The sequence below is a fragment of the Arthrobacter sp. FW306-2-2C-D06B genome (genome assembly GCF_021789175.1).
Taxonomy (GTDB): Bacteria; Actinomycetota; Actinomycetes; order Actinomycetales; family Micrococcaceae; genus Arthrobacter.
Genome location: NZ_CP084560.1, coordinates 1857469 through 1872295, shown reverse-complemented (window position 1 = coordinate 1872295; position 14827 = coordinate 1857469). Strand labels below are relative to the sequence as shown.

10 protein-coding genes and 1 tRNA gene are annotated in these 14827 nt (G+C 63.9%); 2 read left to right on the top strand and 9 right to left on the bottom strand.

Going from position 1 to position 14827, the window contains the following annotated elements; genetic code table 11:
- The first annotated feature begins 4 nt into the window (after positions 1-4).
- Positions 5-478 (top strand): hypothetical protein, encoded by a 474-nt coding sequence (locus LFT47_RS08785; RefSeq protein WP_236817237.1) that lies wholly within the window; start codon positions 5-7, stop codon positions 476-478.
- 678 nt (positions 479-1156) lie between these two features.
- Here the strand turns inward: LFT47_RS08785 and LFT47_RS08780 are convergent.
- Positions 1157-1238: transfer RNA gene (locus tag LFT47_RS08780), tRNA-Leu, on the bottom strand.
- A gap of 196 nt (positions 1239-1434) precedes the next feature.
- On the opposite strand from LFT47_RS08780, the gene LFT47_RS08775 reads away from it, so the two are divergent.
- Positions 1435-2040, top strand: coding sequence for an ANTAR domain-containing response regulator (locus LFT47_RS08775; RefSeq protein WP_028266834.1), 606 nt, complete (start codon positions 1435-1437; stop codon positions 2038-2040).
- Positions 2041-2278: 238 nt separating this feature from the next.
- Here LFT47_RS08775 and pyk read toward each other — a convergent pair whose 3' ends face one another.
- The 8 genes from pyk to LFT47_RS08735 form a co-directional block, all read right to left on the bottom strand.
- Complete coding sequence (gene pyk, locus LFT47_RS08770) at positions 2279-3778, bottom strand: pyruvate kinase (RefSeq protein WP_236817235.1); 1500 nt, start codon at positions 3776-3778, stop codon at positions 2279-2281.
- A 57-nt stretch (positions 3779-3835) separates the two neighbouring features.
- The gene (locus tag LFT47_RS08765) at positions 3836-5293 is read right to left on the bottom strand and encodes a glutamate synthase subunit beta (protein WP_236817233.1); all 1458 of its coding nucleotides are present in this window, start codon (positions 5291-5293) and stop codon (positions 3836-3838) included.
- Positions 5286-9899, bottom strand: coding sequence for a glutamate synthase large subunit (gene gltB / locus LFT47_RS08760; RefSeq protein ID WP_236817231.1), 4614 nt, complete (start codon positions 9897-9899; stop codon positions 5286-5288). The genes LFT47_RS08765 and gltB overlap by 8 nt, the downstream gene beginning before the upstream one ends.
- A 262-nt stretch (positions 9900-10161) precedes the next feature.
- Entirely contained in the window at positions 10162-11343 is a 1182-nt protein-coding gene (gene lgt / locus LFT47_RS08755; protein WP_236817229.1) for a prolipoprotein diacylglyceryl transferase, read from the bottom strand.
- Between the two features lie 19 nt (positions 11344-11362).
- Positions 11363-12175 (bottom strand): tryptophan synthase subunit alpha, encoded by an 813-nt coding sequence (trpA, locus tag LFT47_RS08750; RefSeq protein ID WP_236817209.1) that lies wholly within the window; start codon positions 12173-12175, stop codon positions 11363-11365.
- Positions 12175-13557 (bottom strand): tryptophan synthase subunit beta, encoded by a 1383-nt coding sequence (gene trpB, locus LFT47_RS08745; RefSeq protein ID WP_236817201.1) that lies wholly within the window; start codon positions 13555-13557, stop codon positions 12175-12177. Before trpB ends, trpA begins: the two co-directional genes overlap by 1 nt.
- A 110-nt stretch (positions 13558-13667) precedes the next feature.
- On the bottom strand, positions 13668-14486 hold the full coding sequence (gene trpC, locus LFT47_RS08740) for an indole-3-glycerol phosphate synthase TrpC (protein WP_236817199.1): 819 nt from the start codon (positions 14484-14486) through the stop codon (positions 13668-13670).
- 2 nt (positions 14487-14488) lie between these two features.
- Positions 14489-14761, bottom strand: coding sequence for an HGxxPAAW family protein (locus tag LFT47_RS08735; protein ID WP_236817197.1), 273 nt, complete (start codon positions 14759-14761; stop codon positions 14489-14491).
- Between the last annotated feature and the right edge of the window lie 66 nt (positions 14762-14827).

The following is a 14827-nucleotide window of genomic DNA, read 5'->3' as shown; positions in this document are numbered from 1 at the left end:
GAGGGTGCTCCACCAGTTCTGGGTGATCCCCGAGAACAACTGCCTCCGGCTTCACGCATTCGCATCGATGACCAGTTCGGTGGTCCAGTCGATCGACACATCGTTCGTAGAGACTTTGCTGTCCCAGGCGTCGAAACTCCGCGACGAGCTAGAGAGCGATGAGTTCGTTGACATCACCGCGGACCTTTGTGAGCAGCAGCCAGAGGTCGCCGGGTCGGTAGAGCAATTGCCATACCTCATCACTTTGTCCGCCGCCGAGCGAAAGCTGGTCGTCTGGTTCATCGGGACCATAGTGGCCATCTACGTCACGATGGGAGTCGTGAACATCAGCCTGGATAGCACTGAGTTTGGCGCGCTGCTTAGCGGTCTTGGAATCAGTGGTCCGACTGCTGGGATTGCTGCTGGCAAGGTGATGGGAAAGCTCGTCGATAAGCTGCCTCAGGATGAGGCTGGCAATGCGCCTCATGACTTGGCTTAGTTGTCAGAGGTCTAAGACACGCTCACCACCTGAATAAGTTTGACTCCATCGGCTTTGACCGATTGATAGTCCGTACCGAAGTCGAGTCCAGGCAGCCCGCAGACGACGATTCCCCGATCCAACACTTCCCTAAAGCGAAAGCAGCCCCTCGTCAAAATGGAGAGTATCTATGGCCGCAAGCAGTCAACAAGACCCGGGCAGTTCCCCATGAAGCTCCGTAGCCCCGAGGCCGGCGGTGCATTGAGGGCCGGTACGTCGAGGACTCAAGGGCGGACCGCCATAAGCATTCCCATAAAGCATACGTAAGTGTGGACACTGTCCACACCCCATTTGGCAGGACAACCGGACAGCCACAGCACTCCCTTACAACCAGGAATAGCCGTCCAAAGAAACCTCCGCGCCAAAATCGGTTTCATCATGCGGTACCCGGAACCCTGAACCATGAACTGGTGTTGGCCATCCACGACCAACCCGACCGAACCGGAACGAGGAACCGCATCACCCCACCCACAGCAGGCGGGAGGCCCACCAGCCAGGGCCCTGAACCCGCCACCCACACACCTGAATAGGCCACCGCCGCCGCCAGGCCAAAGCCCGCGAACTTAGCGTCAGAGGGACGCCACCACAAGCTTTGTACACACGTTAAAGCAAAAACCCCTCTGACGAGGGGGAATGCTGTGCCCGAGGTGGGACTCGAACCCACACACCTTTCGATACCGCATTTTGAGTGCGGCGCGTCTGCCAATTCCGCCACTCGGGCGCGGAAACACCGAAACAAGACTAACCGACGTCGGGCTCTTCACAGAACTCAACGCTCCCTGTTGCAGTGCGCGAAACTACTCTACATGCAGATAGGCTAATTTCCAGAACCGGCTCGGCCGAGCAATAAATCATACGCAGGGACCGGGTGCAACTAAGATGGTTGAGAACCCGCCGTACGTCTTGAAGGAGATCCCGTGTCAGAACAGACGGAGTCCAAGCCCGCATCCCAGCCGGCACGCCGAGTAGTTGTCGCGGAGGATGAAACCCTCATCCGCCTGGACATCATTGAGATCTTGAAGGGCGAAGGCTACGACGTTGTCGGTGAGGCCGACAACGGTGAGAAGGCAGTCCAGCTGGCCGAGGAACTGAAGCCGGATCTGGTCCTCATGGACGTCAAGATGCCTGTCATGGACGGCATCTCTGCTGCGGAGAAGATCGTCAAGGCGAGGATCGCCCCCGTGGTCCTCCTGACGGCGTTCAGCCAGAAGGAGCTCGTGGAGCGCGCCCGCGACGCCGGCGCCATGGCCTACGTCGTCAAGCCCTTCACCCCGGCAGACCTGATCCCGGCCATCGAGATCGCCTTGTCCCGGCACGAGGAGATCAAGGCGCTCGAAAACGAGGTGTCCGACCTTCAGGAGCAGTTCGCCACACGCAAGCTTGTGGAGCGCGCCAAGAGCCTCCTGACCACGAAGATGGGCCTCACGGAGCCGGAAGCGTTCCGTTGGATCCAGAAGACCTCCATGGACCGTCGCCTCAGCATGCGCGAGGTCGCCGAGACCATCATCAACCAGGTCAACTAGCACTCCCCCGCGAAGGGCGCCGCTTCCACGTGGAGCGGCGCCCTTCGTCGTCCCCGACTCGCTCCCGGCCCTGCGGCCCGGATACCACCGCGCCAGAGTCTCCGGCCAGCCTCCGACGACGTACAGTACCCGCCGCGGCGACGAACCACCCAGCCCCAAACAAAACAAAACAAGACAAAGGAGGCCCCGCCAATGGCGGAGCCTCCTTTGCTTGATCCGAAAAGCTAATCCGAAAAGATCAGGCCTTCGACTTGGCCTTCTTCTTTTCCGGCCACGGTCCGACCTTTTCCTTGCGGGCTGCGGCCTCTTCCACACGGGAAGTGTCCGCGAGGTCGCCCACCTTGTGGACCTTGAGCGAGTTCGTGGAACCAGCCTGTCCGGGAGGCGAACCGGCAGCTATGACCACAAGGTCGCCGTTCTCTACGATCTTCATCTCGAGGAGGCTGCGGTCCACCTGGGCCGTCATGGCGTCGGTGTGGCCCACCATGGGGACCAGGACGGGCTGGATGCCCCAGGTCAGCGCCAGCTGGTTCCAGACGTGCTCCACCGGGGTGAAGGCGAAAACCGGCTTGACGGGCCGCAGGCGGGACAGGCGGCGCGCCGAGTCGCCGGACTGGGTGAAGGTACAGATGTACTTTGCGTCCAGCTGGTCGGCGATTTCGACGGCGGCACGAGTGATGGCGCCACCGCGTGTCTTGGGCTTGGTACCGAGCGGAGGAACGCGCTCAAGACCGTGTTCTTCGGTGGACTCGATGATCCGGGCCATGGTCTTGACCGTCTCGATCGGGAACTTGCCCACGCTGGTCTCGCCGGAGAGCATGACTGCGTCGGCGCCGTCGAGCACTGCGTTCGCGCAGTCCGAAGCTTCGGCACGGGTCGGGCGCGGGTTGTCGATCATCGATTCGAGGACCTGGGTGGCCACGATGACCGGCTTGGCCCAGCGGCGTGCCAGTTCGATGGCGCGCTTCTGGACGATCGGCACTTCCTCGAGCGGGAGTTCCACGCCGAGGTCGCCACGGGCAACCATGATGGCGTCGAACGCGTCGATGATTTCGTGGAGCTGCTCCACGGCCTGCGGCTTCTCGATCTTGGCGATCACCGGCACGCGCCGGCCTTCTTCGTCCATGATTTCGTGCACGCGCTTGATGTCGGACGCATCGCGGACGAAGGACAGTGCCACCATGTCGACACCGCGCCTCATGGCCCAGCGGAGATCGTCCTCGTCTTTTTCGCTCAGCGCGGGGACGTTGACTGCAACGCCGGGCAGGTTGATGCCCTTGTTGTTGGAGACCCAGCCACCGACGGTCACCGTGGCGACCACCTTGACGTCGTCAACCTCGATGGCGCGAAGGGCAACTTTGCCGTCGTCGATCAGCAGTGCATCGCCGACGTTGACGTCTTCGGTCAGGCTCTTGAGCGTGGTGGAGCAGATGTCCTTGGTACCCGGGACGTCCTCGGTGGTGATGGTGAAAGTGTCACCGACGGCGAGCTCGTGGGGGCCGTCGACAAATCGACCCAAGCGGATCTTCGGGCCCTGCAGGTCAGCCATGATGGCAACCGGCTTGTGAAGCTGGGCGGCGGCTTTGCGGACGTTCTCGTACGTGGTGTCGTGTACCGAGTAGTCGCCATGGCTCATGTTCATGCGGGCGACGTCGACGCCGGCTTCCAGCACCGCGAGGGTGTTGTCAAAGCTGGAAATTGCCGGTCCGAACGTTGCCACGATTTTTGCGCGTCTCATATACCTACCCTAGTAGTGTGCTGCAGTTGGAGTTGGGAAAGCGTCGTGCGCCGGTCCTTAGAGGACCGCTATAGCCCGGTCGGTGGGAGCCACCGGCGCGGGGAGGATGGTGCTGCCCATGAGGTACTTGTCGACGGCGGCAGCGCATGCGCGGCCTTCGGCGATCGCCCAGACAATCAAGGACTGCCCGCGGCCGGCATCGCCTGCCACGAAGACACCCTCGGTGTTGGTCATGTAGTACCCATCTCGGGCCACGTTGCCGCGGCCGTCGAATTCTGCGCTGACCTGTTCGGTGATACCGGCAGGTTCCGCCCCGGTAAAGCCGAGCGACAGGAAAACCAGGTCGGCCGGAATGACGCGCTCCGTGCCGGCCTTCGGGAGGCGCTTGCCGTCCACGAACTCGGTCTCGGCGACCTTGACCCCTGTGAGCCTGCCGTTTTCGCCGACAAACTCGACGGTGGAAGCAAGGTAGGTGCGTTCGCCGCCCTCTTCGTGTGCGCTGGCAACCTCGAACAGGGTGGGGAACGTCGGCCATGGCTGGTGCGAGGCACGCTCAAGCGGCGGCTGCTTGCCGATCGCCAAGGTGGTGACGGACGCGGCGCCGTGGCGGTGTGCCGTGCCGAGGCAGTCGGCGCCGGTGTCACCGCCGCCAAGGATGATCACGTGCTTGCCCTTGGCGTCGATCTGGCCCTCCACGGTTTCGCCGGCAACCACGCGGTTGGCGGGGACCAGGTAATCCATGGCGAAGTGGATGCCTTCGAGGCCGCGACCCGGGATGGGGAGGTCGCGCGGAACGGTAGCGCCGGTGGCAATCACCACCGAATCGTAACGGCGGCGCAGCTGCTCCCACGTCACGTCGCTCCCGACCGCCACACCTGTGCGGAAGCGGGTGCCCTCGGCCTTCATCTGCTCGACGCGGCGGTCGATCTGCTCCTTCTCCATCTTGAAGTCGGGGATGCCATAGCGCAGCAGTCCCCCGATCTTGTCGTCACGCTCGTAGACGGCCACAGTGTGGCCGACGCGCGTCAGCTGCTGTGCGACGGCAAGGCCCGCGGGGCCGGAGCCGACGACGGCGACCGTCTTGCCGGAGAGACGCGTCGGCGGAAGGGGTTGTACCCAGCCGTTTTCGAAGGCGTCGTCGATGATCGAAACTTCAACCTGCTTGATGGTCACAGCGGGCTGGTTGATGCCCAGGACACAGGATGCTTCGCAGGGCGCAGGACACAGCCGGCCCGTGAACTCCGGGAAGTTGTTGGTCGCGTGCAGGCGCTCGATCGCTTCCTCGCCCTTGCCGCGCCAGGTGAGGTCGTTCCACTCCGGGATCAGGTTCCCGAGCGGGCAGCCCTGGTGGCAGAACGGAACGCCGCAATCCATGCAGCGGCCGGCCTGGCTCTTGAGCACGCCCTTGTCCTGGGCTTCATAGACTTCTTTCCAGTCCATGATCCGGACGGGAACGGGACGGCGTGGCTGCGTCTCGCGCTGCCGGACTTTCAGAAATCCGCGTGGATCAGCCACCGGTTACCTCCAGGATTCGAGACCATACTTCTTCGCCATCGGGATCAAGGCCCTCTTCAATAGCGTCGAGACGGGTTTGCAGGACCGCGGCGTAGTCGCGCGGCAGGACTTTGGTGATGCGGGCGGCTGTGTCATCGAAGTTCTCGAGCAAGCGGCCCGCAAGGACGGATTCGGTTTCTTCCAGGTGCTTGACCAGGAGCCCGTGGACGATGGTGCGGTCCTCGTCGTCAAGCTCAAGCAACTGCAGCTCCCCTGAATCCAAGGCCTGCTTGTTGACCCGGGCGGGCTGGAGGTCCAGCACGTAGGCGGTACCACCGGACATGCCGGCACCGAAGTTGCGGCCCGTGCGGCCGATGATCAGCGTTTGGCCGCCGGTCATGTACTCGCAGCCATGGTCACCGATGCCTTCGACGACGGCGGTGGCCCCCGAGTTGCGGACCATGAAGCGTTCGCCCACCTGGCCGCGCAGGAACATCTCACCGCTCGTTGCGCCGTAGCCGATCACGTTGCCGGCGATGACGTTGCGTTCTGCCTGGAAAACGTTGGTGCGGTCCGGGCGGACGATGATCCGTCCACCGGAGAGGCCCTTGCCGACGTAGTCGTTGGAGTCGCCGAACATGCGCAGGGTGATGCCGGCCGGAAGGAAGGCTCCCAGCGACTGCCCGGCGGTGCCCTTCAGCGTGATGTCGATGGTGTCGGTGGCGAGCACATCGATGCCGAACGTCTTGGTGACGACGTGCCCCAGCATGGTGCCGACAGAACGGTCCGTGTTGATGACGTCGACGGCGATCTTCACCGGTGTGCGGTCGCTCAAGGCTTCCGCGGCCATGCCGATGAGGCGCTGGTCGAAGTGCTTGTCCAGCTCGTGGTTCTGGCCGGTGAGGTTCCGCAGGGGAACGTCGTCGTCGAACTCGAGGCCGTGCAGGATCGGGTCGAGGTCGAGTCCATCGGCCTTCCAGTGGTCCACGGCTTCGCGGGTGTCCAGGACTTCGGCGTGGCCGATGGCCTCTTCGAGGCTGCGGAAACCGAGTTCGGCAAGCAGCTCACGGACTTCCTCGGCGAGGAATTCGAAGAAGTTGACCACGAATTCGGGCTTGCCTGTGAAGCGCGAACGAAGCTCCGGGTTCTGGGTTGCGACGCCGACCGGGCAGGTATCAAGGTGGCAGACGCGCATCATGATGCAGCCGGACACCACGAGGGGCGCGGTGGCGAAACCGTACTCCTCGGCACCCAGCAGCGCAGCGATGACGACGTCGCGGCCCGTCTTGAGCTGGCCATCCACCTGAACGACCACGCGGTCGCGGAGCCCGTTGAGCATGAGCGTCTGCTGGGTCTCGGCGAGGCCGAGCTCCCACGGGACACCCGCGTGCTTGAGCGAGTTCAACGGCGAGGCGCCGGTTCCGCCGTCGTGCCCTGAGACGAGCACGACGTCGGCCTTCGCCTTGGTGACGCCGGACGCCACCGTGCCGATCCCGACTTCGGACACCAGCTTCACGTGCACGCGCGCCGAGGGGTTGGCCCGCTTGGCGTCGTAGATGAGCTGCGCGAGATCCTCGATCGAGTAGATGTCGTGGTGCGGGGGCGGGGAAATGAGCCCGACGCCGGGGGTCGAGTGGCGGGTCCGGGCTACCCAGGGGTAGACCTTCTGCGCCATCAGCTGGCCGCCTTCACCGGGCTTGGCGCCCTGGGCCATTTTGATCTGGATGTCCTCGGCGTTGGTCAAGTACAGGCTGGTCACGCCGAAACGGCCGGAGGCAATCTGCTTGATGGCGGAGCGGCGCTCCGGGTCCAGCAGGCGGTCAACGTCTTCGCCGCCTTCCCCCGTGTTGGACTTGGCGCCCAGCCGGTTCATGGCGATTGCGAGGGTCTCGTGGGCTTCCTTGGAGATGGAGCCGTAGCTCATCGCTCCGGTGGAGAAGCGCTTCACGATGCTGGAAACCGGCTCGACTTCTTCAAGGGGCACCACGGGGCGCACGGTGTCCTTGAACTTCAAGAGCCCACGGAGGGTCATGAGGTTCTCGGACTGGTCGTCGATTCCCTTGGTGTAGGACTTGAAGATGTCGTAACGGCGTTCGCGCGTGGCGTGCTGCAAGCGGAAGACAGTCTCCGGGTTGAACAGGTGCGGTTCGCCGTCGCGGCGCCACTGGTATTCGCCGCCGCCGAGGAGCGGACGGTGCGGCAGCTCGATGCCGCCTTCCGGGTAGGCCATCTGGTGGCGTGCGGAAACTTCGGCGGCGATGACGTCCAGGCCGACGCCACCCAGCTGGGAGTGGGTGCCGGAGAAGAATTCGTCCACGAGATCCTGGGACAGGCCCAGTGCTTCGAAAGTCTGCGCGCCGGTGTAGGAGGCCACCGTGGAAATGCCCATCTTGGACATGATCTTCAGGACACCCTTGCCGAGGCCCTTGATGAGGTTGTAGACGCCGTCCTCGGGGGTCACACCAACCACTTCGCCGGTGCTGATGAGCTGCTCCACGGATTCCATGGCCAGGTACGGGTTCACGGCGGAAGCGCCGAATCCCACCAGCACTGCCACGTGGTGCGTTTCGCGGACGTCGCCGGCCTCGACCACCAGGGCGGTCTTGGTGCGGTTGGCGCTGCGGAGCAAGTGGTGGTGTACCGCGCTGACGAGCAGCAGGGACGGGATCGGGGCCCACTGTGCGTTGGAGTCGCGGTCGGACAGCACGATGTACTGCACGCCGCGGTTGATCGCGCCGGAAACCTGCTCGCAGATTTCGGTCAGGCGGCTGCGGAGTGCTGCTTCGCCGCCCTCCGGACGGTACAGGCCGCGGACCTTCATGGCGACCTTGTCGCCGTCGGCGTTTTCGATGTTGGCGATCTTCGCGAGCTGGTCGTTGTTGATCACCGGGAACGGCAGGGAGATCTGCGGCTGGCGGACCTGCCCGACGTCGAGAAGGTTGCCGTTGGGACCGATGGCGCACTTGAGCGAGGTCACGAGCTCTTCGCGGATCGCGTCCAGGGGCGGGTTGGTCACCTGGGCGAAAGACTGCACAAAGTAGTCGAAGAGCAAACGCGGGCGCTTCGACAGCACGGCAACCGGCGTGTCGGAGCCCATGGCGCCGAGCGGTTCGGCCCCGGTCCGGGCCATCGGCCCCAGGAGGATCTTCAGTTCCTCGGTGGTGTAACCGAAAGTCCGCTGGCGGATGTTCACGGACGCAGCCGTGTGCAGCACGTGCTCGCGCTCGGGAAGCTCATTGAGGTCGATCAAGTTGTCCTTGACCCATTCAGCCCAGGGGTTGGCTGCGGCCACCTCGGCCTTGACCTCGGCGTCGTCGATGATGCGGCCGGCTTCGGTGTCCACCAGGAACATCTTGCCCGGCGAAACACGGCCCTTCTTGACTACCTTGGCCGGCTCGACCTCGATCACGCCGACTTCGGAGGCGAAGATGATCAGGCCGTCTTCAGTGATCCAGTAACGGCCCGGACGCAGGCCGTTGCGGTCAAGGGTCGCACCAACGAGGTTGCCGTCGGTGAAGGACACTGCCGCAGGACCGTCCCACGGCTCCATGAGCAGCGAGTGGTACTCGTAGAAGGCGCGGCGGGCCGGATCCATCGTGGCGTGGTTTTCCCATGCCTCGGGGATCATCATCATGATCGAGTGCGTGATGGGCCGCCCGGAAAGCCAGAGCAGCTCTGCAACCTCGTCGAAGGACGCGGAGTCCGAGGCACCCGGCGTGCAGATGGGGTACAACTCCTCCGGGGAATCGCCCAGCAGCGGGTTGGCGAGCTGGGACTGGCGCGCCCGCATCCAGTTCCGGTTGCCCTTGACGGTGTTGATTTCACCGTTGTGGGCGATGGTGCGGAAGGGCTGGGCGAGCGGCCACGACGGGAACGTGTTCGTGGAGAAGCGCGAGTGCACGATTGCCAGCTTGGTCTTGAAGCGCTTGTCCGAGAGATCCGGGTAGAACGGCTCAAGCTGGGCTGTGGTCAGCATTCCCTTGTACACGATGGTGCGCGAGGACAGCGACGGGAAGTACACGCCGAACTTGTTCTGGGCACGCTTGCGGACACGCCAGGCGCGGGAGTCCAGTTCGTTCCGGTCCAGCACCTCGCCCGTGGCGGAAGCGAGGAACGGCTGCGCGAAGTAAGGCATGCAGGCACGGGCCATTGCGCCGACCAGATCCCCGACCACCGGCACTTCACGCCAGCCAAGAACGGTCAGGCCCTCATCGATTGCAAGCGCCTCGATGCCGGCCTTCGCGTTCTCTGCTTCGCGGGTTTCGGCTGGCAGGAAGGCAGTACCCACCACGTACTGGCCGGGCGCGGGGAGCTCGAACTCAGTGACGGCCCGGAAGAATTCATCCGGGACCTGCATGAGGAGCCCGGCGCCGTCGCCCGTGCCTTCGTCGGCGCCCACCGCGCCGCGGTGTTCAAGGTTGCGCAGGGCAGTCAGGGCCGCTTCCACGATGTCATAGCCGGGTTCACCACGCAGCGTGGCGATAATGGCCAAGCCGCAAGCGTCCTTCTCCTGCTCAGGGTTGTAGAGTCCCTGGGCTTCCGGGAGCGCAGCGAAACGCTTGAAGGGCGAGATGGCACCCTGCGGTTCGACTGTTTCGAACCAGCTTGGGTTATGAAGATGGGTCATTGAAGACGTCCTTCCTCGAGATCGTGCGAATGGAAGGGACAACGTTGGCCCCACCTTGCCTGCCGTGTGACGGGCATAACAAAGCGCTAGTTACTTGAAATTGTAGGTCAGCAGGCAAGACGCAACGAACAGTTACGTATGTCCCTGACCCAAGCTTGACCGCGGAGCCTCTGTGTGCTGCCGGGCGACTGCCAAGTGTGCCACGACGCTGTGGCCGGGGGTCTCTGGGCGGTAGCCCGGTTCCCCTGTGCCGTAGCGCTGGCTACTTGGTGCTGCCAGCTTCCGGCCCGGATCCGGGGGCGCTGCTGGCGGAGGTTTCGGTAGACGCGGAGCCGGAATCCGACGTAACGCCGGCATGTGACTCCTCGGCCGTTTCCGTAGGCTCAGCAGTATGGCCCAGATCGCTTTGGTTATTCCGGAGATTACCATGAGCACCGGTATCTGAGACAGATCCGTCCGTATCATGGGCTTTCGTATCGGTCACAATCGTGCCATTCGGCTCGGCAGCAGCAGCCGTCTCATCGGCACTTGAGTCCGCGGCGGGTTTCTTGCCGGGAAGGTACGCGGAATCAGGTTCCGGCCTGCCGCGCAGGCTCAGTGCGATGAAGATGATGAGCGCTGCGACGAAGACGAAGATGCTGGTCCACACGTTGAGCCTCGTGGTGATGCCGAAGAGGTTGATCTGTTCGGCGTCGTCAATCCGCAGCGCTTCGATCCAGACGCGGCCAAGCGTGTAATAGATGGCGTACAGCCAGAAGAGCCTGCCGCGGCGGAAATGGAAGCGGCGGTCCAGGACGAGAAGGACCACGACGCCGATGATGTTCCAAAGGGATTCGTAAAGGAACGTCGGGTGGAACAGGGTGTCGCTAGGCATTCCGGCCGGAAAATTGGGGCTATTGGGATCTATTTGGAGGCCCCACGGCAACGTGGTGGGTCCGCCGAAGAGTTCCTGGTTGAACCAGTTTCCCCAACGCCCGATCGCTTGCGCCAGCAGGAGACCGGGGGCCGCGGCGTCGAGGAAGGCAGTGAGCTTGACGCCGGAACGGCGGCAGCCGATCCAGGCACCGATAACACCGAGAACCACGGCACCCCAGATGCCCAGGCCGCCCCGCCAGATCTGCGGGATCAGCGAGAGGTCGCCGGTGCCGTTGAAGCCCGGGCCGAAGTACGCGTCCGGCGAGGAGATCACGTGGTAGAGGCGGCCGCCGACAATACCGAACGGGATCGCCCAGATGGCGATGTCCCACAGGCTGCCTTCGGGAGTACCGCGGCGCTTCCAACGCACGGCGGTGAGCCACAGGCCCAGGATGATGCCGAGCAGAATGCACAGGGCGTACGCATGGATGCGGAGAGTCCCCCACGGCAGCGGAATATCAAATCCGGACCATGAGGGGCTCGGAATGCTCATGGGAGCCATTGCCGCGACGTGGAGGAGACTCTGCATTGTCTACGCTTTTCCTTTTCTAGGCCTGCGCTGTTGCACGGCCGAGGCCGGCGCTGAGGTTCTTGGTGAGTTGCGCGACGGCGTCAACGCCGCCGTCGCGGATGGCCGCAACCAGCGCGGTACCGACAATCACGCCGTCCGCGTAAGCGGCGATCTCACGGACATGGTCCGCGGTGGAGACCCCGAGCCCGACACAAACCCGTTCGGCACCGGCTGCATGCGTATCGGCCACAACCTTCTCCGCGGCGCTGCTGACTGACTGCCGGGCTCCGGTGACACCCATGATGGAGACGGCGTAGACGAAACCGCGGCTCGCCTCCACCGTCATGGCCAGGCGTTCGGGAGTGGACGACGGGGCCACGAGGAAGACCCGGTCGAGTCCGTACTTGTCCGAAGCTTCAAACCATTCGGCTGCCTCGTCCGGAATGAGGTCCGGCGTGATGAGTCCGGCTCCCCCCGCCTCGGCGAGCCTGCGTGAGAACTCGTCGACGCCCATGCGCATCACCGGGTTCCAGTAGGTCATGACCAGCACGGCGGCGTCGGTTGCCGCGGTGATGCCCGCTACCACGTCGAAGACGCTGGCGACGCGGAAGCCGTTGGCGATTGCCTCTGTGGTCGCAGCCTGGATGACAGCGCCGTCCATGACGGGGTCCGAATACGGGATGCCGATTTCAATGAGGTCCGCGCCGTTGCGCGCCATGGCGATGCCGGCGTCGATGCTTGACTGAACGTCCGGGTAACCTGCCGGCAGGTATCCGATCAACGCGGCCCGGCCTTGTGCCTTCGCACGGTCGATCGCGGCAGCGGACTTGCTGGTCATCTGCTCAGTCATCAGTTCTGGTCCTCGCTTGCTTCTTCAGTGCTGATCTCAAGGTTGCTGCGTTCGGACGGGCCCTTGGGTTTGCGCGTGGAGAGGGTGGTGCCCTTGACGTTGCCGTTCTCATCCAGCATGTCGAACCATTCGGCGGCCGTTTCCACGTCCTTGTCACCGCGGCCGGACAGGTTCACGATGATGATCGTGTCGGCCGGGTTCTCCTTGCCTTCGGTGAGGAGTTTGCCCACTTTGATGGCACCGGCGAGGGCGTGCGAGGACTCGATAGCCGGGATGATGCCTTCCGTCCGGCAGAGCAGGCGGAACGCGTCCATGGCTTCGGTGTCCGTGATGGGCTCGTACGTGACGCGGCCGATGTCCGCGAGGTAGGAGTGCTCCGGACCGACGCTCGGGTAGTCGAGGCCTGCGGAAATCGAGTGGGACTCGATGGTCTGGCCGTCTTCGTCCTGCATGAGGTAGGACCGGGCACCATGGAGCACGCCGGGGCGTCCGAGGGTGATGGCGGCCGCGTGGCGCCCTGTTTCGACACCGTCGCCGCCGGCTTCAAAACCGTAGATCTTCACGGAGGCGTCGTCCAGGAAGCTGTGGAAGATGCCGATGGCATTGGAACCGCCACCGATGCAGGCACACACGGCGTCCGGAAGTTTGCCGGTCTGTTCCAGGATCTGGGCCCGGGCTTCCTCGCCGATGACCTCGTGGAAGAAGCGCACCATCGCCGGGAACGGGTGCGCACCCGCCGCGGTGCCCAGCAAGTAGTGGGTGTTGTCCACATTCGAAACCCAGTCGCGGAGGGCGTCGTTGATCGCGTCCTTGAGCGTCTGCGATCCATTGGTCACGGGAACCACGGTGGCGCCCAGGAGCTGCATGCGGGCCACGTTGAGTGCCTGGCGGCGGCAATCCTCGGCGCCCATATAGACGACGCATTCCAGTCCGAGCAGGGCCGCGGCGGTGGCGCTGGCAACGCCGTGCTGGCCGGCGCCGGTCTCGGCGATGACGCGGGTCTTGCCCATGCGCTTCGCGAGCAAGGCCTGGCCGAGGACGTTGTTGATCTTGTGGGATCCGGTGTGGTTCAGGTCTTCGCGCTTGAGGAAGATGCGCGCCCCGCCGGCGTGCTGGGAGAAACGCTTGGCTTCCGTGAGGAGCGACGGACGGCCAGAGTAGTTCTTGTTGAGGTCCTTCAGCTGGGCAAGGAACTCAGGATCGGCTTTGGCTTTCTCAAACGTGTCCTCGACTTCATCCAGGGCGGCGATGAGGGACTCGGGCATCCAGCGTCCACCGTAAGAGCCGAAGTACGGCCCTGCGGCGTTGCGGAGCGAGGCTCCACCTTGTAGGAATGCGTCGGCCACATTCTCTTGCGAGTTGGCTGTTGATGCGTCCACCATCAGTCTCACCGTCCTGTTCAGTTGGTAGTTGGGTTTTTCCAGGGCCGCAGGACAGCTACCAGCCGCGATGTCTGCTGCTGTCCGGGTCCACGCCGCGAATCAGGCCTGTCTCATGTCCTGACGGCGATGGCGGCAGCTCCGGCCGCCTTGAATTCGCTGATCCGCTCGCGCGGGGTGGAGTCGCTCACCAGTGCTTCGCCCACAAGGATTGCGTCGGCACCGTTCCCCGCATAATGCGCGACGTCGTCGGCGTTCCGGACGCCGGACTCGGCCACGACAACCGCTCCGCTTGGAATGCTTCCGGCGAGCGAGGCAAACAGGGAGCGGTCGACGTCGAGCGTCTTGAGGTTGCGGACGTTCACTCCGATGATCCGCGCCTGGGCTGCGGCCGCACGCTCGATTTCCTCGGGCGTGTGGGTTTCCACCAGGACGTTCATGCCGAGCTCGTGGCTCAACGCGCTGAATTCCCGCAGCTGTGCATCGGAAAGCGCGGCGACGATCAGCAGGATGAGGTCCGCACCATGCGCACGGGCCTCCCAGATCTGGTACTCGTCAACGGTGAAGTCCTTGCGCAGCAACGGAATGTCGACGGCGGCACGCACCGCGTCGAGGTCCGCCAGGGAACCGTTGAAGCGCCTCTGTTCGGTGAGGACACTGACCACGGAGGCTCCGCCGTCGGCGTATTGCACCGCAAGTGCAGCAGGGTCGACGATGCTCGCGAGATCGCCCTTGGACGGGCTGCGGCGCTTGATTTCCGCGATGACCTTCAGTTCGTCGCGACTGGCCGCCGGACCGCCCAAGGCGGCCCACGCGTCCAGTGCAGGAGCGGTGGCCGTTGCGCGTTCTTTCAGCTCGTCAAGGCCGACAAGGCGGCGGCGGGCCTCCATGTCCTCCCTGACACCGACGATGATGTCATCAAGAACGGTCACGGTCAGTGGCCGGCGTTCTTCAGCTTGCTGCCGTCGACGCCGTAGCCGGCCTTGCGCATGGCCCAGCCGGCAATCAGGCCGGCCACCATCACGACGATGCCGGCGATGAAGATGGGGGTGCTGGCGATGACAAAGGCGATGGAGGACACCAGTGCCCCTACCAGCATGACAATCACGCAGGTCCACGCGGCCGGGCTGTTGCCGTGGCCGATGGCGTCGCTGTGGCTCGCAGCGGTCACAGGGGCCTTGCTCGCGGACACTGTGGTTTTGCTCATGTGAAAATCTCCTCAGGATGAATACTGCTTACATTCTGCCATTTATTGACCGCACCCGGGACATCG